This is a genomic window from Streptomyces sp. NPDC006733 (assembly GCF_040636125.1).
Taxonomy (GTDB): Bacteria; Actinomycetota; Actinomycetes; order Streptomycetales; family Streptomycetaceae; genus Actinacidiphila.
Map to the genome: position 1 here is coordinate 13,239 of NZ_JBEYJD010000038.1, position 20,450 is coordinate 33,688.

General features: G+C 72.8%; 18 protein-coding genes. 8 read left to right on the top strand and 10 right to left on the bottom strand.

The window, feature by feature from the left end; genetic code table 11:
- Positions 1-122: 122 nt before the first annotated feature.
- Positions 123-518 carry a hypothetical protein gene (locus ABZ721_RS29450; protein WP_358791784.1) on the top strand — a complete coding sequence of 132 codons (396 nt, stop codon included), beginning with the start codon at positions 123-125 and terminating at the stop codon, positions 516-518.
- A gap of 74 nt (positions 519-592) precedes the next feature.
- Here the strand turns inward: ABZ721_RS29450 and ABZ721_RS29455 are convergent, their stop codons facing one another.
- Both ABZ721_RS29455 and ABZ721_RS29460 read right to left on the bottom strand, forming a co-directional pair.
- The gene (locus tag ABZ721_RS29455; protein WP_358791785.1) at positions 593-1,528 is read right to left on the bottom strand and encodes a ribokinase; all 936 of its coding nucleotides are present in this window, start codon (positions 1,526-1,528) and stop codon (positions 593-595) included.
- A gap of 58 nt (positions 1,529-1,586) precedes the next feature.
- Positions 1,587-2,024 carry an SRPBCC family protein gene (locus ABZ721_RS29460; RefSeq protein WP_358791786.1) on the bottom strand — a complete coding sequence of 146 codons (438 nt, stop codon included), beginning with the start codon at positions 2,022-2,024 and terminating at the stop codon, positions 1,587-1,589.
- Between the two features lie 224 nt (positions 2,025-2,248).
- Between ABZ721_RS29460 and ABZ721_RS29465 the strand changes: the two genes are divergently transcribed.
- Entirely contained in the window at positions 2,249-3,100 is an 852-nt protein-coding gene (locus tag ABZ721_RS29465; protein WP_358791787.1) for an LLM class flavin-dependent oxidoreductase, read from the top strand.
- A gap of 54 nt (positions 3,101-3,154) precedes the next feature.
- On the opposite strand, the gene ABZ721_RS29470 is transcribed toward ABZ721_RS29465, so the two are convergent.
- The 3 genes from ABZ721_RS29470 to ABZ721_RS29480 form a co-directional block, all read right to left on the bottom strand.
- Positions 3,155-3,964: a phosphatase PAP2 family protein gene (locus tag ABZ721_RS29470; RefSeq protein ID WP_358791788.1), complete on the bottom strand. Its 810-nt coding sequence runs from the start codon at positions 3,962-3,964 to the stop codon at positions 3,155-3,157.
- A gap of 83 nt (positions 3,965-4,047) precedes the next feature.
- Positions 4,048-5,001 (bottom strand): YihY/virulence factor BrkB family protein, encoded by a 954-nt coding sequence (locus ABZ721_RS29475; protein WP_358791789.1) that lies wholly within the window; start codon positions 4,999-5,001, stop codon positions 4,048-4,050.
- A complete protein-coding gene (locus ABZ721_RS29480) occupies positions 4,940-6,715 on the bottom strand; it encodes a diacylglycerol kinase family protein (protein WP_358791790.1) in 1,776 nt (591 codons plus the stop codon). Before ABZ721_RS29480 ends, ABZ721_RS29475 begins: the two co-directional genes overlap by 62 nt.
- A 639-nt stretch (positions 6,716-7,354) precedes the next feature.
- Here ABZ721_RS29480 and ABZ721_RS29485 point away from each other — a divergent pair.
- Positions 7,355-8,263 carry a hypothetical protein gene (locus ABZ721_RS29485; RefSeq protein WP_358791791.1) on the top strand — a complete coding sequence of 303 codons (909 nt, stop codon included), beginning with the start codon at positions 7,355-7,357 and terminating at the stop codon, positions 8,261-8,263.
- A 79-nt stretch (positions 8,264-8,342) separates the two neighbouring features.
- On the opposite strand, the gene ABZ721_RS29490 is transcribed toward ABZ721_RS29485, so the two are convergent.
- Together ABZ721_RS29490 and pgm are read right to left on the bottom strand one after the other, a co-directional pair.
- Positions 8,343-9,542 carry a serine hydrolase domain-containing protein gene (locus tag ABZ721_RS29490; RefSeq protein WP_358791792.1) on the bottom strand — a complete coding sequence of 400 codons (1,200 nt, stop codon included), beginning with the start codon at positions 9,540-9,542 and terminating at the stop codon, positions 8,343-8,345.
- Positions 9,543-9,557: 15 nt separating this feature from the next.
- The gene (gene pgm / locus ABZ721_RS29495) at positions 9,558-11,213 is read right to left on the bottom strand and encodes a phosphoglucomutase (alpha-D-glucose-1,6-bisphosphate-dependent) (protein ID WP_358791793.1); all 1,656 of its coding nucleotides are present in this window, start codon (positions 11,211-11,213) and stop codon (positions 9,558-9,560) included.
- Positions 11,214-11,562: 349 nt separating this feature from the next.
- Here pgm and glgA point away from each other — a divergent pair, with 349 nt between their 5' ends.
- Both glgA and glgC read left to right on the top strand, forming a co-directional pair.
- Positions 11,563-12,747, top strand: coding sequence for a glycogen synthase (gene glgA / locus ABZ721_RS29500; RefSeq protein ID WP_358791794.1), 1,185 nt, complete (start codon positions 11,563-11,565; stop codon positions 12,745-12,747).
- A 74-nt stretch (positions 12,748-12,821) separates the two neighbouring features.
- Positions 12,822-14,042 carry a glucose-1-phosphate adenylyltransferase gene (gene glgC, locus ABZ721_RS29505; protein WP_358791795.1) on the top strand — a complete coding sequence of 407 codons (1,221 nt, stop codon included), beginning with the start codon at positions 12,822-12,824 and terminating at the stop codon, positions 14,040-14,042.
- A gap of 185 nt (positions 14,043-14,227) precedes the next feature.
- On the opposite strand, the gene ABZ721_RS29510 is transcribed toward glgC, so the two are convergent.
- The gene (locus ABZ721_RS29510) at positions 14,228-14,617 is read right to left on the bottom strand and encodes a VOC family protein (protein ID WP_358791796.1); all 390 of its coding nucleotides are present in this window, start codon (positions 14,615-14,617) and stop codon (positions 14,228-14,230) included.
- A gap of 123 nt (positions 14,618-14,740) precedes the next feature.
- Complete coding sequence (locus ABZ721_RS29515; protein WP_358791797.1) at positions 14,741-15,367, bottom strand: hypothetical protein; 627 nt, start codon at positions 15,365-15,367, stop codon at positions 14,741-14,743.
- A 175-nt stretch (positions 15,368-15,542) separates the two neighbouring features.
- Between ABZ721_RS29515 and ABZ721_RS29520 the strand changes: the two genes are divergently transcribed.
- The 3 genes from ABZ721_RS29520 to ABZ721_RS29530 are packed head-to-tail and all read left to right on the top strand — an operon-like array spanning position 15,543 to position 19,751.
- Positions 15,543-16,508, top strand: a complete 966-nt coding sequence (locus ABZ721_RS29520) for an LLM class F420-dependent oxidoreductase (protein ID WP_358791798.1) — start codon at positions 15,543-15,545, stop codon at positions 16,506-16,508.
- A 41-nt stretch (positions 16,509-16,549) separates the two neighbouring features.
- On the top strand, positions 16,550-18,280 hold the full coding sequence (locus tag ABZ721_RS29525; RefSeq protein WP_358791799.1) for a class I adenylate-forming enzyme family protein: 1,731 nt from the start codon (positions 16,550-16,552) through the stop codon (positions 18,278-18,280).
- Positions 18,270-19,751 (top strand): carotenoid oxygenase family protein, encoded by a 1,482-nt coding sequence (locus tag ABZ721_RS29530; protein WP_358791800.1) that lies wholly within the window; start codon positions 18,270-18,272, stop codon positions 19,749-19,751. Before ABZ721_RS29525 ends, ABZ721_RS29530 begins: the two co-directional genes overlap by 11 nt.
- A gap of 7 nt (positions 19,752-19,758) precedes the next feature.
- Here ABZ721_RS29530 and ABZ721_RS29535 read toward each other — a convergent pair whose 3' ends face one another.
- A complete protein-coding gene (locus ABZ721_RS29535) occupies positions 19,759-20,439 on the bottom strand; it encodes a M15 family metallopeptidase (RefSeq protein WP_358791801.1) in 681 nt (226 codons plus the stop codon).
- Positions 20,440-20,450: the final 11 nt, after the last annotated feature.

Consider the following 20,450-nt stretch of genomic DNA (forward strand, 5'->3'; position numbering starts at 1 on the left):
AGGTGGGCGACGGCACGGTGCGGAGCACGGCGTATCGTCCGACCGCGAGCGCGGCCGGTGTTGAGCGAAGAAGCGCAGGAGGGCGGCCTCCCCCTGGAGGCCAGACATCGCGGAGATGGCCTATGGACGCTGTAGAACTCACCGACGAGGAACGCCGGATTCTCGCCGGCATGGAGATCAACTTCCGCCGTGAGGGCCGGCTCCTGCGCCGGCTGTCCAGTTGGGCCGCCACGGCCTTCCGGCGGGTGCGCAGAACCCCGGTGCGCTGGCTGGCGGCGCTGCTGGGCTGTCTGGCCGCCGGGTCACTGGTCCTGCTGATCGAAGCGGTGCGCGCCGACGCGCCGATCCTGATCTACACCTTCGTCGGCACGTGGACGGTGGCCCTGATCGCCCTGGGAGCGCTGACGCGCCGCGCCGCCGCCTCCGTGTCCGTCCACCGTCCGCACTGGCACCGGAGACCGCGCGTCCAGGAGGCGAACCGGACCCTCCCCGGGGCGCCGCGGCACGACGCCTCCTGAGCGAGGCCGCCGGTCAGTCCGGGTGGCCGAGCCCGTCCGGGCCGGAGCGCCCCTCGTACCGTGATCACCGGGGATCACCGGGGATCGCGCGCCAGCAGCGCGTCGACCTCCGCCCGGGTGGGCAGTGCCCGCTGGGCGCCGGGGCGGGTGGCGGCCACGGCGCCGGCGGCGCAGGCACCGCGGACCGCGTCGGCCAGCGGCCGCTTCTGGCCGAGGGCGAGGGCGAGTTGGGCGCAGAACGCGTCGCCCGCGCCGACGGCGTCGACCGCGTGGACCGGGAAGCCCGGTTCGGTGAGCGGGCTCCCGGCGCCGGCGGCGACCGCCCCGGCGGCGCCGAGGGTCACCACGACGGTCCCCGGCCCCAGCCGGCGGAGCTGCTCCGCGCGGGCCGTCCAGCTCCCCCCGCCGGGCCGACCGAGCAGACCGGCCGCCTCGGTCTCGTTGACGATCAGGACGTCGACCTCCCGCAGCAGTTCGTAAAGCAACGGGTCGGGAGCGGGCAGCGGAGCGGCGTTGAGCACGGTCAGCGCCCCTGCGGCGCGGGCCGCGCGGGCGGCGGCCAGCACGGTGGGCAGCGGCACTTCGAGCTGGAGCAGGACGGTGTCGGCGCGGTGCGCCACGGTCCCTGCGGTGAGGGTCCGCAGGGCGCTCTCGTCGAGGCGGTCGTTGGCACCGGGGGAGAGGGTGATCGTGTTCTCGCCGTCGTGCCGCACCACGATCAGCGCCAGTCCGGAAGGGGTGTCCGGCAGCGTGCCCACCGCACGGTCGTCGATGCCCTCCGCCACCAGGGCGGCGCGCAGTTCGCCGCCGTGGGCGTCGTCCCCGAGCAGCCCGACCATGCGGACGCGGGCGCCCAGCCGTGCCGCGGCGACCGCCTGGTTTCCGCCTTTCCCGCCCGGCCCGCGCACCACATCGGCGCCGGAGACGGTCTCGCCCGGCCGGGGCAGGCGCGGCACCGTGACCGACAGGTCCATGTTGAGACTGCCGACCACGACCAGTCGTCCGTCCATCGCCGCTCTCCGCCGTCCTCGTCCTGGTCCTCGTCGCGACCGGGCCTCCCCGGTGCGGCTATGCCTCCGCGAGCAGTCCGGTGATCGCCCGGCCGAACATCAGCCGGCCGGACCGTGCCGTCAGGCCGTCGAAGAACCGCGGCAGTCCGCGGATCCGCAGCTCCTCGCGCCAGGTCAGGCGCGATCCGGTGCCCTGCGCCGCCACTTCGATCTCGGCCCAGCCCAGCACGAGCGTGCCGTGCTTCTCCAGCCGGCAGCGGCCGCTGCCGCCCGGCGCCGGCGGCTCCCAGCGCACCACCTCCATCGGGTCGTCGAACCCGACCGGCCCCATCCCGGTCCGCGCCACGAACACGGTGCCCGGCCCGGTGGGGGGCGGGGTGGTGACGACGATGCTGGTCAGCGGCACATGGGCGGCGTGCCGCTCCCAGCGGGTGAGCCGCCGCCACACCTCGTCGACGGGCAGCGCGGAAGAGCGCTCGATACGGATCAAGGCCACGGTGCGACCCTACGCGAGCGCGCCCGCCGGGCACCGTGACCCGCCGCGCTGTCCTGATCCGGTCGGTGGCCCGCCCACCGCGCGCGACTGCCCCTAGGATGGCCGGACTCCGATCAGCGCCCCCTGGAGGTACGCCGCAGACGGGAGCGCGCCCGCACGGTCGGCTCGTGCGCGATCACGGAGGGGCGGCAGCGATCCCGTGTGCCCTTCCGAAGGAGACACTGATGAACATCGGTCTCGGTCTTCCCGTCGACGACCCCGGTCAGCTGCTGAGTTGGGCCCGCCGGGCCGACGCCGGCCCCTTCAGCACCCTCGGACTGCTGGACCGGCTGGTCCACGACAACCCCGAGCCGCTGGTCACCCTGGCCGCCCTCGCCGGCGCCACCCGGCGCATCCGCGTCCAGTCCGAGGTGGTGCTGGCACCGGTGCACAGCACCGCCCTGCTGGCCAAGCAGACCGCCACCCTGGACCTGCTGTCCGGCGGCCGCTTCACCCTCGGCATCGGCATCGGCATGCGCGAGGAGGACTACCTGGCCACCGGGGTCGACTTCCACCGGCGCGGCCGGCGGCTGGACGAGCAGATCGAAGTGCTGCGCCGCGTCTGGGCGGGCGGGTCGTACGGTGAGGGAGTGGGCCCGATCGGGCCGGTACCCGTGACCCCCGGCGGCCCCGAGGTGCTCTTCGGGGGCTTCACCCCCGCCGCGATCGCCCGCGCCGCCCGCTGGGGCGACGGCTTCCTCGGCGCGGCCCCGTCACCGGACTTCACCGACCGGCTGTTCCGGCTGGCGGAGCAGGCCTGGCGCGACGCCGGCCGCCCGACCGGCCCCCGCCTCGTGGCCCAGGTCAACGTCGCCATCGGCCCGGACGAGGTGGTCGCGGAGGCCCGCGCCAACGTCGCGCGCTACTACGCGTTCCTGGGGGACGCCTCGCACTTCGCCGACAGTGTGCTGGGCACTCCCAAGGAGATCCAGGCCGCGGTGGGCGTGTTCACCGACCTCGGCGCCGACGAGGTGATCCTCTACTGCTGGTCGCCGGACCCCGAGCAGATCGACCGAATCGCCGACACCCTGTTCTGACGGGTGGGCCCCCGGGCCGCCGGCCGCTGTCGGCGGCCCGGGGGCCGGCCGCTGTCACCGGTGGTCGTGGTGACCCAGGTCGAGTGCCGGTTCGGGGGCGGTTCCAGGGGTGTCCAGTTCGGGTTCCAGTCCCTCGTGGGACGGCGCGGTGTGGGCGAGGCCCGCCTCCTGGCGCCAGGCCTGGAACGCGGCGGCGGTGGCGGTGAGCAGGGCCAGGCCGAGCAGCCAGCCGCCCACCACGTCACTGGCCCAGTGCACGCCCAGGGCGACCCGGGTGTACCCGACACCCACCACCGACACCACCGCCGCCGTCCACGCCAGGGGCCGCAGCCGGGGCGGGATCAGGGGCAGCAGCACGAGCAGCAGGATCCCGCAGGACGTGGTGGCCGTCATGGCGTGACCGGAGGGGAACGAGTAGCCCGGAGCGTGCGCCACCGGGTCCGGCAGCTGCGGGCGGGCGCGCTCGACGGCCGTCTTGACCAGCACCCCGATCGAGGAGCTGAGGAGGGACGTGACGGCGGCCCAGGCCGCCAGCCGCCAGGCACGGCGGTACAGCAGCCACACCACGACCGCGGCCACCAGCAGCCGCATCACGGTGGGCGACCACGGGCCGTTGGTGAGGAAGCGCAGCACCGTCACCCAGGCCGGGTGGTCCAGCGCCGCCTGGTGCAGGCTGTCGGCCGCGCCCCGGTCCGCGCGGTGCAGCGGAGCCCAGTGGCCCTCCACGAGGACCAGGACGAGCGCGAACGGTACGGCGGCCAGGGCGAACGCCGCCGCGGTGAGCAGCAGCCGTACCCCGAGGCGCTCGTCCGGGCCGCGCAGCCGGTGGATCAGGTTTCCGGGAAATCGCCGCAGTGCCGTCATGCCGGTGACAGCTACCCGATCCTGCGGGGAATCATCAGGTTGGTTTCGCGGGGCTCGTCCCGCCGCGTTCCGCTCACGCACGCTCACACCCCCGGGTCCTTGAGGATCGGCTTCTTGACGCGGGCCCGGACCGCCTCCAGTTGGGCGGCGAACGCGATGCCCAGGAACAGTGCTATCGCCGTGAGGTAGGACCACAGCAGCAGGGAGATGAAGGCGCTGAGCGGGCCGTACACGGAGTTGAACGAGCTGCTGAACTCGACGTACAGGCTGAGCAGCCAGGTCAGCAGGGTCCACAGCACCAGGTAGACGGCCGCGCCGAAGACCAGCCAGGTGTAGCCGGGCTGCCGGCGGCGCGGCGAACTGCGGAAGATGACACAGGTGGCGAAGAGCGCGAGCAGGATGCCCACCGGCCGTCGCAGCAGGTTCCAGGCCATGGTCTGGCCGTGCGTCCAGTGGTACACCTCGGCCGCCGCCGCCGCGATGTCCGCGCCGCTGACCATGAGGACGGATCCCAGGCCCAGCGGCAGCCCGGCGAACAGCATCATCATCAGCCCGCGCCGGTACTTCAGGTGGAAGGGCCGGTCGCGCTCCACGCCGTAGATGCGGTTGGCGCCGCGCTCGACCTGGCTCATCGCGGTGGTGACGTTCACCAGGGCGAACAGCAGACCGAACCACAGCGCCAGCTGCCCGCCCTCGTCGGCGTGCCGGCGGCTGTCGGCGAGGGCGTTCCGGACGACGTCGGAACTCGGGCCGCTGGAGATGCGCAGCACGGTGAGTTCGGCCACCCGCCCGATGTTCTCCGCGTGCAGCACGGTCGACAGGCCGATGAGGGCGATGGCGAGCGGCACCAGCGACAGGACCGTCTGCAGGGCCAGCGCCCGCGCGTGGCTGAAGCCGTCGGCGTACCGGAACCTCATGAAGGCGTCGCGGACCAGCTTCCACCCGCCGTAGCGCCGCAGAGTGGACCACGCCTCGTCACCCGAGAGCTCGTCCCCCGTGAAGTTGCGGGTCTGTGGAACGCGGGTTGCCGTGCCCATCGTGTGCTCCTGTCAGGACTGCCGGTTCGTCGGTGGGTGCCTGCGTCGACGGCGGTGCCGCCGGCGCCGTCGCCGGCAGTTGCATCAGCAGGGCGCCCGGATCGACCTCGATCGCCAGCCGGGTGCCGGGGCCGACCGGTTCGCCGTCCAACTCCCGCTCCTGGGGCTGCTGGAAAACCATCTCGACGCGCCGGGCGGTGAAGTACTCCAGCGTGCCGCGGGCGAAACGCTCCCCGCCGCCCGGCGGCCGGGGCACCGTCTCCCGGTGCTGCCGCTTCAGTACATGAGTGGCGGCGCGCAGCCAGCCGAGCGGTCCCGTGGGGTCGAGCAGCACGACGTCCAGCACCCCGTCGTCCGGCTTCGCGGCCGGGAGCAGGGGGACACCGCCCTGCAGGGTGCCGACGTTGCCCACCAGGACCATGCGCGCCCGGCGCTCGAGTGCGGGTCCGTCGTCGAGCCGCAGGGTCAGCCGCATCCGGGGGTCGCGCAGGTGGCGCGCGCCCGAGACCAGGTAGGCGGCCCAGCCGATGCCCGCCTTCATCCGGGAGGAGGCGTCCTGGACCACGGCCGCGTCGAAGCCGGCGCCGGCCATGGCGGCGAACCGGGCCCCGTCGATCCCGTCGCCCTCGGCGATCCCGAGGTCGATCGGCCGTGCGGTGCCCTCCAGTGCGGCGACGAGCGCGTCGACCGGATCGACCGGGTAGCCGAGGTTGCGTGCCAGCAGGTTGCCGGTGCCGCAGGGCAGGACGGCGGTCGGGATCCCGGTGTGCGCCAGGACGCCCGCGCAGGCCATGACGGTGCCGTCCCCGCCGCACACGACGATCAGGTCGGGCGTGCGCTGCGTGGCCCGCCGGGCGGCGCCGGCGCCCGGGTCCTCTTCGGTGGTCGTGTGCCACGAGACGTCATGGAAACCGAACCGGCCCAGGGTGCGGCGGAGCGCGTCGTGCAGCGCGTCGTCGACCACGGTCGGGTTCAGCACGACGGCGGCCCGCCGCTCGCGCCGGTCGGCGGGCGCGTCCGCGGTGTCCCGCCGCCCTGCTTTGTCCGTCCGTTCCGGACGGGCCCGCGCCGGCAGCAGCGAACGGCCCATGATGAGCAGGATTCCGTACCCGTTGAGCATGCCGAAGAGCACATCGGTCGGATAGTGCATCCCGCGGTACAGGCGCGACACCGCGACCAGGACGGGGACGGCGAACAGGATGCCGGCGAGCACCCAGCGGCGGACGCCGCGCAGCCGCAGGACGGCGATCACGGCCAGACCGCCGTACAGCGCCGTCGCCGCACCGGTGTGCCCGGAGGGGAAACTGGAGGTCGGCGGGGCGGCGTCGAGGTGCACCACGTCCGGCCGCGCCCGGTCGATGGCCGCCGTCGCGGTGAGGAACACCAGTGACTGCAGTGCCACCGACGCGGCCAGGAACAGGGCCTCGCGCCGGAACCGGTCACCGAAGGCCGGCAGCAGGAGCACGGCGAGCGCCACCGTCGTGACCAGCACGACGGCCTGGGTGTTGCCCGCCTGGGACATCCAGTAGGTGGCGCTGTTCCAGTCCGCCGACCGGTGCGCGGCGAAGGCGCGGTTGATCCCGCCCTCGGCCGTGAAAGGCGGGACCTTCACCAGCCACCGGGTGAGCAGGAGGCCGAAACCGATCAACAGCACACCCTGCATCACGAGCAGCACGCCGATGCGTCGCACGGCCACTTCGTCACTTGGTCTCATAGGCGGCTTCTTGCCCGTCCGCGCCGAACAACTCCTACGACCGTCGGCGGGATTGGCGTTCGGCGTCCGGCGCCGGATCCATTTCCGCCCGGACGTCCTCCGCTTCCCGGAAGTCACCCGAAGACTCGAACACGATGTGCCCATTCACTCGCGTCACTCCAGGATCGGACCGTGCCGCGGCGGGCGCCGGGAGTCCCGGAAAGCGAGTGCGGGACGCCGGGAGCCGCCGCGGGGAGTGCGGGAGCGAACTCGAACTGTTCGCCGAGTTTCTCCCGCGGACCGCGAACACCCGGAAGCGCGGGACCGCCCGGCCGGTACCCGGCCGAGTGGGGCAACTCGCCGCGCTGGGAATGGAATTCGCCGCACGGGCGGACGCACTTCCAGGTCAACGGCGGACGCGGCTCCTATCCTCGGACGCCCGAAAGATGTAACCTCCCGGACGGGATCCCGGGAACCGAGTTGGCTTTCGCGGACGTTGACTGGGATGGTCTTACTCATACGGATGTCGGTGGAGCTCGGTCCGGCCCGGACCATGGGGACGTGATGTGAGCGTCCGTTTCGAATATCCCCTCAAAGGTTGATGGCTACCATCACCGTCATCAACGACGCGAAGTGAGCAACGAAAGGCGAGTGGTGTCCATGTCGGACGTCATGTCCAAGAACCAGGGTCTCCAGGGCGAGTACGAGGCCCGCGTCGCCGCCGATCTGCGGCAGAACGAAGGTGACCGCGACCGCGTCCTCGCGCAGATCGACGCTCTCCAGAAGGAGCTCGAGATCCTCGTCCAGGATCGCGAGATGCTGCTGAGCATGCAGAGCGCCGTCGGCGCGACGAAGCTGACCGCCCCCGAGCAGGCCGCGGTGGTGACCGGCGAGCCGGAGGCGCACGCCGCGCCGCACGCGAAGTCGGCGAAGGTGCCCGGCGCCCGCCGTCGTACCGCGCGCAAGGCGGTCCCGACCCAGGGCCGTGCCGGCCGCGGTCGCAAGACCGACGCGAAGAGCGTCGTCGCCGACGCCGCGCACGCCACCAAGGCGCCCGCCAAGGCCACCGCGACCAAGGCCACCGCCACCGCCACCGCCACCAAGGCCACCGCCACCAAGGCCACCGCGACCAAGGCCACGGCGACCAAGACCGCCGCCGAGAAGCCGGCGAAGGCCGCGACGGCCAAGGCCACGACGGCGAAGGCCACCGCGACCAAGACCGCGACCGAGAAGCCGGCGAAGGCCACCGCCGCCAAGACCGCCGCCCCGAAGGCGGCCGACACCAAGGCGGCCGCCCCCAAGGCCGACAAGCTCGTGAAGGTCGTCGAGAACTACCTGCTCAAGCAGGGCGCCCCGGCCTCGGCCGCGGAGGTCGCCACGGCCATCTCGACGCCGGAGCGCGCGGTCACCATCATGAGCGTGCGCACCGCGCTCGAGGGTCTGGTCCGCAAGTCCGCGGCCCTGCGCTCGAAGCAGTCCCGCTCGGTCTACTACGAGGCCGTCCCGGCCACCACCGCCACCACCGCGGCCGCCGAGACCCCGCAGCAGAGCGAGTCCGCACCGAAGTAGGTCCCGGCTGCCCACGTCGGCCAGGTACTGAGTGAGCAAGCGGAGGGCCGGCGAGGCTGCGGGGTGACGACCCCGCGGCTCAGTCGTCTATCGCCCGGTACGCCGAGGTCCAGAAGTCCTGGAAGAGCGGGGGAGGAGTCGGGGAATCCATCTGGCGCTGGGTCAGCAGGATGCCGACGAGGCCTTCCCCCGGGTCCGTGTACGCGGAGGTACCCGTACCGCCGTTCCATCCGAACCGCCCCGGGGTCGTCGCCAGATCGAAGCGCCGCAGGGACACGGAGAGGCCGAAGCCCCAGCCCTCGTCGGGACCGAGGAAGCTGTGGGTTCCCGGCCTCTGCTCCGCCGGCAGCTGGTTGCTGGTCATGAGTTCGACCGAGGTCCGGGACAGCACGCGTCCGCTGCCGTGCCGCCCCCGGTCCAGCAGCATCCGGCAGAACGCCAGGTAGTCGTCGGCCGTCGAGACGAGCCCGCCACCACCGGAGGCGAACGCCACCGGCCGGCCCCAGCGGCTGTCGCCGGGATCGTCCTGCAGCGACAGCTCACCGGTGCGGGCGAGCATCCGGTAGCAGGGGGGCAGCCGGTCGAGCTTCTCCGGCGGCACGTGGAACGCGGTGTCCCGCATGCCCAGCGGCGCGAGGACGCGATCGCTGAGGAAGGACGCGAACGACTGACCGGCCGCGCGCTCGATCAGCACCCCGAGCACGTCGGCACCCGTGTGGTACATCCACTGCTCGCCCGGCTGGTGGACCAGCGGCAGAGTGCCCAGCCGCTTCATCCACTCGTCGGGACCGATCGCCGGCGGGTTGGGGCCGGGGGTGAGGCCGGCCTCGTCCATCGCCCGCTGGATCGGGTGGGTCCCCCGGGGCGCGAGCACCGACCCGATGCCCAGCCGGAACGTCAGCAGATCCCGCAGCGTGATCGGCCGACGCGCGGGAACGGTGTCGTCGAGCGGTCCGTCGAGCCGCCGGAGCACCCTGCGGCCGGCGAGTTCCGGCAGCAGCCGGTCCACCGGCTCGTCCAGCCGCAGCCGGCACTCCTCCACCAGGATCATCGCGGCCACGGCGGTGACGGGTTTGGTGAGCGACGCGATCCGGAAGATCGTGTCGCGGCGCATCGGGACGGTGCCGCCGGCGGCCGTCGTGCCGAGCGCCTCGACCCGGGTCTCACCGCGCCGGTGCACCACCGTCACCAGTCCGGGCACCTCGCCGCGTTCGACGTACCCGGACATGACGTCGCGCATCCGGTCGAGGCGCTCCCCGGACAATCCGCTGCCGCTCACGAGTGGTTCCCTTCGTCAGGTGCTGCTCGACGCGTCGCCCAGGGCCTTGGACACGATCGCCTTCGCCTCCTCCTGCACCCGGGCGAGGTGCTCCGGGCCGTGGAAGGACTCCGCGTAGATCTTGTAGACGTCCTCGGTACCGGACGGCCGGGCCGCGAACCAGGCGTTGTCGGAGGCGACCTTCAGACCGCCCAGCGACGCGCCGTTGCCGGGCGCGGCGGTGAGGACCGAGGTGACCGGCTCGCCGGCCAGCTCGCCCGCCGGCACCTGCTCGGGGGAGAGCGAGGCGAGGACGGCCTTCTGCTCACGGGTCGCGGGCGCGTCGATGCGCGCGTAGGCGGGTTCGCCGAAGCGCGCGGTGAGGTCGGCGTAGTGCTCCGACGGGCTGCGGCCGGTGACCGCGATGATCTCCGCCGCGAGGAGCGCGAGCAGGATGCCGTCCTTGTCGGTGGTCCACACCGAGCCGTCGCGGCGCAGGAAGGACGCGCCGGCGGACTCCTCGCCGCCGAAGCCCAGTGAGCCGTCCAGCAGCCCGTCCACGAACCACTTGAAGCCGACCGGCACCTCCACGAGCTTGCGGCCCAGGCCCGCCGCCACCTTGTCGATCATCGACGAGGAGACCAGGGTCTTGCCGATCCCGGCGTCGGCCGGCCACTGCCCGCGGTGCTCGTACAGGTAGGAGATGGCGACGGCGAGGTAGTGGTTGGGATTCATCAGCCCGGCGTCCGGTGTCACGATGCCGTGCCGGTCGGCGTCCGCGTCATTGCCGGTGGAGACCTGGAAGTCGTCGCGCCGCGCGATGAGCGAGGCCATGGCGTGCGGCGACGAGCAGTCCATCCGGATCTTGCCGTCCCAGTCCAGCGTCATGAAGCGCCAGGTGGGGTCGGAGTACGGGTTGACGACCGTCAGGTCCAGCCCGTGCCGCTCGGCGATGCGCCCCCAGTACCCGACCGACGCGCCGCCGAGCGGGTCCGCGCCGATCCGCACGCCGGCCGCCCGGACCGCCTCCAGGTCGACCACGGCGGGCAGGTCGTCGGTGTAGTGGGTCAGGAAGTCGTAGCGGTCCGTGGTGCCGGCGGCGAGCGCGCGGGCGTAGGGGATCCGCCGGACGTCCTTGAGGCCGCCGGCGATCAGTTCGTTGGCCCGGTCCTGGATCCAGGACGTCGCCTCGGAGCCGGCGGGGCCGCCGTTCGGCGGGTTGTACTTGAAGCCGCCGTCGGCCGGCGGATTGTGCGACGGCGTGACGACCACGCCGTCCGCCAGCCCCGTGGTGCGACCGCGGTTGTGCACCAGGATGGCGTGCGAGACCGCGGGGGTGGGGGTGTAGCCGTCCGCGCTGTCGATCAGCACGGTGACGTCATTGGCGGCGAACACCTCCAGCGCGGTGGCGCGCGCGGGCTCGGACAGCGCGTGCGTGTCCGCCCCCAGGAACAGCGGCCCGTCGGTCCCCTGCCCCGCCCGGTACTCGCTGATCGCCTGACTGGTGGCGGCGATGTGGTCCTCGTTGAACGCGACCGCCAGGGAGGAGCCGCGGTGTCCTGAGGTGCCGAACGCGACCCGCTGCCCCACCTCGCCCGGGTCGGGTCGCAGGGTGTAGTACGCGGTCACCAGCCGGGCCACGTCGACCAGGTCGGCGGGCTGTGCGGGCTGTCCGGCGCGCTCGTGCGGCATCTGGGTCTCCTCCGGGTGCGGGTCCGCCCCCCACCGTGGGCCGATGCCCGTGGTGGAGGACGCTCCGCGTCGTTCGGCATTGTTCCCATTGTCCGTGCCCGGCGCGAGAGGGCGCACTCCCACGGCCGCGGACCATTGCCGTGTCGTGGGACAAGCCGCCGGGAAAACCGGTGGGCGGCGGGCAGCTGACGGACCGCGTGACGTTTGCCGTCCCACGATCCGGTACAGAAGAGGGCTACGAGGCCTGTACCGATCTCCGCGTCCCGGGCCGGCCCCGCTGACACCGGAGCGGAACGGGCCGGGAGGTCACGCCGCGGACGCCGGGTGAGCAGCGGAGAGGTGGAACACGGTGAAGGTCGGGCTGTTGACGCGCGAGTACCCGCCGGACGTGTACGGCGGAGCCGGAGTGCACGCCGAGTTCCTCGCGCGGGAGCTGCGCGGGCTCGTCGATCTCAGCGTCCACAGCTGGAGCACCGCCGCCACCGACTCCGCCACCGCGGCCGAGGACCCCGGCCTGGTGCGGCACCGGGCCGCCGCCGGACTGGACGACGCGAACAACGCGCTGCGGACCCTGTCGGTGGACCTGTCCATCGCGGCCGCGGTGACGGACGTCGAACTCGTCCACTCGCACACCTGGTACGCCAACATGGCGGGCCACCTCGCCAAACTCCTGCACGGCATCCCGCACGTGATGACCGCGCACTCCCTGGAACCCCTGCGCCCGTGGAAGGCCGAGCAGTTGGGCGGCGGCTACGCGGTCTCCTGCTGGGCCGAGCGCACCGCCGTCGAGGCCGCGGACGCGGTGATCGCGGTCTCCCACGGGATGCGCGCCGACGTGCTGGCCTGCTACCCGCGGGTGGATCCCGACCGGGTCCACGTGGTGCACAACGGCATCGACACCGCCCTGTACCGGCCCGACCCCGGCACCGACGTGCTGGAGCGCCTCGGCATCGACCCGGACCGGCCGTTCGTCCTGTTCGTCGGCCGGATCACCCGGCAGAAGGGCGTCCCGCACCTGGTGCGCGCGGCGCGCGAGTTCGCCCCCGGAACGCAGGTCGTGCTGTGCGCCGGCTCGCCCGACACCCCCGAGCTCGACGCGGAGTTCCGCTCGCTCGTCGGTGAGCTGCGCGAGCGGCGCGACGCCGGCGTCGTGTGGATCCCGCAGATGCTGCCCCGTACCGACGTCGTCCAACTCCTCACCCACGCGGCGGTGTTCGTCTGCCCGTCGGTCTACGAACCGCTCGGCATCGTCAACCTGGAGGCCATGGCCTGCGGGACGGCGGTGGTCGCCTCCGCCGTCGGGGGCATCCCCGAGGTGGTGGAGCACGGCCGTACGGGGCTGCTGGTGCCGTACGAGGAGGCCGATCCGCGCGGCTTCGAGGCCGCGCTGGCGGCGGCCGTCAACGAGGTCGTCACCGACGGGCCGCGGGCCCGGGCGATGGGAGAGGCGGGACGGCGGCGGGCCGTGACGGAGTTCGGCTGGGACGCGGTGGCACGGCGGACCGTCGAGGTCTACGCGTCGGTACTGGAGTGACCGGCCCCGTCAAAGGACCGGCCGCACTGGAGTGACCGGCTGCCAGCGGGCAGCCGGAGACGAAGGGGGTCAGGGTGAGCGGACGACCGAACGTGCTGGGCATCGTCCTCGCAGGGGGCGAAGGCAAGCGGCTGATGCCGCTGACCGCGGACCGGGCCAAGCCCGCGGTGCCATTCGGCGGGGTCTACCGACTGGTGGACTTCGTCCTGTCGAACCTGGTGAACGGCGGCATCCACCGCATCTGCGTGCTCACACAGTACAAATCGCACTCCCTGGACCGGCATGTGTCGACCACCTGGCGGATGACCGGTCTGCTGGGCGACTACGTCACACCCGTCCCGGCGCAGCAGCGCCTGGGACCCCGCTGGTACCTCGGCAGCGCGGACGCCATCTTCCAGTCGCTCAACCTCGTGCACGACGAGCAGCCCGACTACATCGTGGTCTTCGGTGCCGACCACGTCTACCGCATGGATCCGCGGCAGATGCTCGACCGGCACATCGAGGCGGGGGCGGGGGTGACGGTCGCCGGTATACGGGTGCCGCGCGAGCAGGCCTCGTCCTTCGGCGTCATCACCACCGCACACCGCAGCACGCAGATCGACGGCTTTCTGGAGAAGCCCGCCGATCCGCCCGGCCTCGCGGACGACCCGGACCGGGTCTTCGCCTCGATGGGCAACTACATCTTCTCCACCAAGGTCCTCATCGACGCGCTCCAGGAGGACGCCGAGGACGAGAACTCCGTGCACGACATGGGCGGCAGCATCCTGCCGCTGCTCACCGCGCGCGGCCAGGCGCAGGTCTACGACTTCGACGACAACCAGGTGCCCGGTGAGACGGAGCGGGACCACGGCTACTGGCGGGACGTGGGGACGCTCGACGCCTACTACGAGGCGCACATGGACCTCAAGTCGATCCAGCCGGTCTTCAACCTCTACAACCGGCAGTGGCCCATCTTCACCAACCAGGCCCAGCGGCCGCCGGCGAAGTTCGTCGCCGGCGGGATCGCGGGCGAGTCGATGGTCAGCACGGGGTGCATCATCAGCGGCCAGGTCACCGGTTCGGTGCTGGCCCCCGGGGTGGTCGTGGAGCAGGGCGCCGTCGTGCAGGAGTCGGTCCTGCTGGAGGGCGTCCGGGTGGGCCGCGGCGCTGTCGTCCGCCGCGCGATCCTCGACAAGAACGTCGTCGTGCCCCCGGGGGCGACGATCGGCGTGAACCACGACCACGACGTCAAGCACTACACCGTGTCGGCCGGCGGGATAGTGGCCCTGGGCAAGGGTCAGCGGGTGGCCTCCTGAGGTGAGCGGGCCGGGCCGCCGCGGACGCAGTTCGGCCCGGCCAGCAGGGGGGGAGAGCTGACCGGGCCGAGACTGCGAGGTAAGGGGGGCCTCTGACCATTCGGCTGCCCGGACCCGCCGAGGGTAAACGCCCCCATGTAATGTGACGTGCGTCACACCCGATGGGTCATCGGCCGGAAGGGCGGCTACTGCCCGCCGCTGCCGTACGGACGGGTGATCAGCTCCATGCCGTGGCCGTCGGGATCGAGGAAGTACACGCCGCGACCGCCGTCGTTGCGGTTGATCTCGCCCGGCTTCTTCAGGCCCGGGTCGGCGTAGTACGTGAGCCCGGCCTGCCGGATCCGGTCGAAGCTCGCGGTGAACTCCTCCTCGGAGACCAGGAAGGCGTAGTGCTGGGCGGAGATCTTCTCCGTGCCGGCGCTCGCGAAGTCCAGCGTCACGCCGTTGCCCGTCTGGACGGGGACGAAGGGCCCCCATTGCGCTCCGGCCTTCAACCCCAGGATCCCGGCGAGGAATTCGGCGGACGCCCGGTTGTCCCGGGCGAAGATGATGGTGTGGTTCAACTCGACTGACACAGTGGAATGCCTCCAGAAGGCACCTCACGGACACCTCCGCGCCTCACCCGGCCGGTGACCGGCGTGCGATGTCCTGCCCGCCATCCTAAGCAGCGCGGCTCACCGCTGTCAGGGGCGCCGCCGTCAGGAGCGCGCGGCCCGCCTGCGCTGCCACCGGGTGACGGCGAAACCGGTCGCCAGCGAGCTGACCAGTCCGATGCCCACGCCGCCCGCGACGACGGTGCCGACGCCGATCCCGTCGTGTCCCACGTTGTCGTCGGCCGCCGCCTCGCTCGTCCGGTCGGCGACGGAGTCGTAGCCCGTCGACGGGTCGTCGCAGAAGGCCCGGTTGCCCGGATCCATCGCGGGCACGACTGTCAGCGTCACCGCCGCCACGGCCTGGTCGCCGGCGCCGTCCTTCAACTCCACCGTGTACGGGCCGGGTGCGGCGTCGCAGCGCACCATCGCCGTGGCCCGGGCGTACAACTGGCCGCCCTTGCCGTCGTGGAAGCGTTCCCTGGCGACGGTGCCGGGCGCGACGAAGGCGCGGGATGCGAGGGTGAACGTCCCTTTGCCGCGACTGAGGTCCGCCGCGTCGGCGGCGACGGTGAACACGGCCTCCCGGCCGCGCTGGCGGCTGGCGGCGGGGTCGACGGAGAGCGAGACGCCGGAGTCCGCCAGCGCGTACGGGGCGGCGGTCAGGAGCAGGACGGCCGCGAACAGGGTCGTGGCGGTCGTCGCGGTGGTCACGGTCGTGCGGGCGATGGGCATGGGTGGCGGCCTCGGTCGTCAGGGAGTGCTGCCGAGTAGGACGGAGTCCGCGTCCCGATGGTTGTCCGACCGGGCCGGCCGGTCGAAGGCCGCCCTGCGGCGCCGCTGCCTGTTGTAGCGTCGGCGTATCGTGGCACCGAGGGGCTCGTGGCCGCGGCCGGGGAGGCTGAAGCACGTGAAGTTGTCCGTGTCGCTGGGCTATTGGCAGGACCGGCCGCCCGAGGAGGCGCTGCTCACGGCGGACGCCGCCGAGCGGAACGGGTACGAGGAGCTGTGGCTCGGTGAGATGGCCACCTACGACGTGTTCGCCCTCGCCACCGCCGTCGCCCTGCGCACCCGGAGCATCGCGCTGACCGTCGGCCCGCTCGCCGTGGCCGTGCGCGACCCGATGACGATCGCGCGCGGGGCCGCCTCGGTCGCCGCCCTCGCCGGGCGGCGGGTGGACGTGGCGATCGGCACGTCCAGCCCGGTCGTCGTCGAGCAGTGGCACGGCCGCTCGCACCGGCGCGGCGCGGTGGCGCTGCGGGAGTCGGCGACGGCCCTGCGGCAACTGCTCGACGGGGAGCGGACCACGGCGGCGGGGGAGGTCGTGCGCACCAGCGGATACCGGCTGCGGCTGCCGGCGCCGAAGTCGCAGCTGACGGTGGCCGCCTTCGGTCCGCTGGCGGTCCGCACGGCCGCCGCGTTCGCCGACCGGATGGTGCTGAACCTCCTCACCCCGGCCTCGGCGGCGGCGCTGACCGGCCGGATGCGGGCGGAGGCCGCCGCGCTGGGGCGCCCGGCGCCGCGGGTCGCCGCGTGGGTGACGGCCGCCGTCGACCCGTCCCCGGAGGCGGTGGAGCAGCTGCGGCGCGGCGTGGTCGGCTACCTGGCGGCGCCGGGCTACGCGGAGATGTTCACCGAGGCCGGATTCGGTGAGGTCGTGGAGTTCGCCCGGACCCGGCCGCACCCGCGGGACCTGCTCAAGGCGGTTCCGGCGGAACTGGTCGCCGCGGTCGGGCTGGTCGGCGGCCCGGACGCGGTCCGCGCCCGCCTCGCGCAGTACGCGGCGGCGGGGGTCGACGAGGTCGCCCTCGTCGCGTCGAGCACGGACGCCGACCCGGGCGGCGAGCGGACGCTCGCCCTGCTGCGGGACCGGTAGGGCACGGGCCGGACGGCCGGTCGCCGGAGGAGAGGGCATACATGGGGGCGTGGGGACTGCATCCGGCCGAACGGGTCGCGGAGTACACCGCGGCGGGCTGGTGGGACGGCGAGACGATGGACTCGCTGCTGCGCGAGCGGGTGCGGCAGCACCCGGGCCGGCTCGCGCTCGTCGATCCGCTGAACAAGGCCGCGCTGGTGGGCCGGCCGGCCCGGCGGGTGAGCTGGGCCGAACTCGACGCGGACGTGGACCGCTTCGCGGCCGTGCTGCTGCGCAACGGCGTCGGCCAGGGCGATGTGGTGGGGGTGCAACTGCCCAACATCGTCGAGCTGGTCTGCGTCTACCTCGCCTGCTGGCGGATCGGGGTGATCGTCTCCCCACTGCCGGTGCAGTACCGCGAGCACGAGACGGTGCAGCTGGGCACGCTGGCGGACTTCACGGCGTTCATCACCGCGCAGCGGGTCGGGGAGCGGCGGATGGCCGCCGAGGTCGACGGCGTGCGGCAGCGGCTGCCGCGGCTGCGGCTGCTGCTCGCGTACGAGGCGGCCGGTGACGACGCGAAGCTGCCGCCCGGGGTGGTGTCGCTCGACGCCGAACTGCGGTCGCCGTACGACCCCGCCGCCGTCGCGGCGTACACCCGCGAGCACCCCGTCGATCCGAACGACTGCGTCACCATCTGCTGGACCTCGGGCACCGAGAGCACCCCGAAGGGCGTGCCGCGCTGCCACAACGACTGGCTCGCCATCGCCTGGACGTGTCTGGAAGCGCCGCGGATGACCGCGGACGACGTGCTGCTCAACCCCTTCCCGATGGTCAACATGGCCGGTTTCGGCGGACTGTTCCTGCCGTGGCTGCGGACCGGGTGCGTGCTCGTCCAGCACCACCCGTTCGACCTGCCGGTGTTCCTGCAGCAGATCGCCGAGGAGCGCGTCACCTACACCGTCGCGCCGCCCGCGCTGCTGTCGATGCTGCTCGCCCGGGAGGAACTCCTCGCGAGCACCGACATCTCCTCGCTCACCCGGATCGGCTCGGGCTCCGCGCCGCTCTCCCCGGCGATGGTGCGCGGCTGGCAGGAACGGTACGGGATCGGCGTCATCAACTTCTTCGGGTCGAACGAGGGCACGGGGATGCTCACCGACCCGTACGACGTGCCGGATCCGCAGGAGCGGGCCCGCTTCTTCCCCCGGTACGGCGTGCCCGGCACCGCCTGGTCCACCCGCGCCGCCGGCTGGACGACGGTGCGGATCGTGGACACCGCGACGGGGCAGGACATCGAGGAGCCGGGCCGGCCGGGGGAGCTGCGGATCCGGAGCCCGCAGGTCTTCGCGGGGTACCTGGGCGGCGCGGAGCTGCCCAGCCCCTTCGACGAGCAGGGGTTCCTCAAAACGGGCGACCTCTTCGAGATCGCGGGCGACCGCGGGCAGTTCCTGCGGTACGTGGACCGGGCGAAGGACGTGGTGATCCGCGGCGGGATGAACATCGCCCCCGCGGAGCTGGAGGAGCTGATCGCCGGGCACCCCGCGGTGGCCGAGGTCGCGGTCGTGGGCTATCCCGACGAGGTGCTCGACGAACGGATCTGCGCGGTGGTCGTCGCCCGCTCCCCGCTCGACCTGGACGACCTGGTCGGCTACCTCAAGGAGCGGCACATCGCCTCGTACAAGCTGCCCGAACGGCTCGAGCTGCGCGCCGAACTGCCGCGCAACCCCGTGGGCAAGGTGCTCAAACGGGTCCTGCGTGCTTCCATCGTGGAGGAGGAATCCCATGGACGTTGAGATCGTCGGGCGAGCCCTGTCGACCCTGCCGGAGGACGACGACCACCCGTACCGCACCGGCCCCTGGCGCCCGCAGACCACCGAGTGGCGGGCGGACGACCTGGAGGTGACCGGTGAGATCCCGGCCGACCTCGACGGCGTCTACCTGCGCAACACCGAGAACCCGGTGCACCCCGCCATCTCGCTGTACCACCCGTTCGACGGCGACGGCATGATCCACGTGGTGGGGTTCCGCGACGGCAAGGCCTTCTACCGCAACCGCTTCGTGCGCACCGACGGCTTCACCGCCGAGCAGGAGGCGGGCCGGGCGCTGTGGGCGGGCATCGCGGAGCGGCCCGCGCTGTCGCTGCGGGCCGACGGCTGGGGTGCGCGCACCCGGATGAAGGACGCCTCCAGCACCGACATCGTCGTCCACGCCGGGCAGGCGCTGAGCAGCTTCTGGCAGTGCGGCGACCTCTACCGGCTGGACCCGCTCACCCTGGAGACCCTCGGCAAGTCCCCCTGGGCGCCGCAGTGGGGCGTCTCCGCGCACACCAAGGTCGACGCCCGCACGGGCGAGCTGCTCTTCTTCAGCTACGCCACCGAGGCGCCCTACCTGCGCTACGGGGTGGTCGGCCCGGACAACCGCCTCAAGCACCTGACCGACATCCCGCTGCCCGGCCCGCGCCTGCCGCACGACATGGCGTTCACCGAGAACTACGCCGTCCTGAACGACTTCCCGCTCTTCTGGGACCCGGAGCTGATCGCCCAGGGCAAGTACGCCTCCCGCTTCCACCGCGACCTGCCGAGCCGCTTCGGGGTCGTCCCCCGGCACGGCACCGACGTCCGCTGGTTCGAGGCCGACCCGACGTACGTCCTGCACTTCGTCAACGCCTACGAGGACGGCGACGAGATCGTCGTCGACGGCTTCCACCAGGGCTGCCCGGAACCGGCCGACCCCGGCGGGAAGGGCGTCTACCAGCGGATGTTCCGCTTCCTGGCGCTGGAGCGGATGGAGACCCGGCTGCACCGCTGGCGGCTGAACCTGGTGACCGGGCAGGTGAAGGAGGAGCGGATCAGCGAGCGGTTCACCGAGTTCGGGATGATCAACCCGAACCTCGGCGGACAGCCGTACCGGTACACCTACGCGGCCACCCAGCGCCCCGGCTGGTTCCTCTTCGACGGCATCGTCCGGCACGATCTGCACACCGGGAGCGAGGAGCGGTACGCGCTGCCCGAGGGGGTCTACGGCAGTGAGACCGCCATGGCCCCGCGACCGGGCGCGACCGCGGAGGACGACGGCTACCTCATCACCCTGACGACCGACATGAACGCCGACCGCTCCGAGTGCCTGGTCTTCGACGCCGCCCGCCTCACCGACGGGCCGATCGCCCGGGTGCGGCTGCCGGAACGCATCTCCAGCGGCACGCACGCGACCTGGGCGGCCGGCTCCGCACTGCCGGGCTGGCACGACGGGACGGACGGTCGGTAGCCGGAGCTCACAGGCTGCGGCCGTTCCGGGAGAAGTGCTGGTAGTCGGGGTTGTCCCAGCGGCCGCCCCACTGCCAGCCGATGGCCGCCATGGCGCTGTGCACGACGTTGCCCGGTCGGACCATCCCGGGGACGGCCTGGTCGCGGTCGAGATACCGCGTGGCGTCGGCGGGGTGGACGTCGCCGTTGATGTCGACATAGGGATTCTCGACGGTGTTGATGTCGATGGCGTCGCCGTAGGAGTGCTGCGACTGCGAGCCGGGATCCCCGGTGACCTGGCGGCAGTTGAAGCCGGAGGTGTTGTCGGCCCGCATCGCGGCCTCGTCGTCGCCGTGGAAGTCGGCCATCACCTGCATCCGGGCGATGGGGAAGCGCGCGGCGAACGCCTTGGCGAAGACGCCCACCACGGCATCGACGACGGTGCGGTGGACGATCAGCTCGCCGGAGTGCACCACCCCGTCGAAGCCCCAGTGGTTCATCCGGATCAGCCGCAGGTCGTCGGGGCCCACCGGGCAGCCGGCGCGATAGGTGTCGACCAGCTTCTCCGGCGGGACGGCCTCGACGGTGGCGTCGAGGGCCGGTTCCGGTTCCGGCGCTGAGCCGGCCGCCGCCTGCGGCCAGCCGCCGAGCAGCGCGGCGGCCAGTGCCAGCGCCCCCAGACGGCGGGCCGTGCTTCGAAAAGGACGCATGCCAGGAGGGG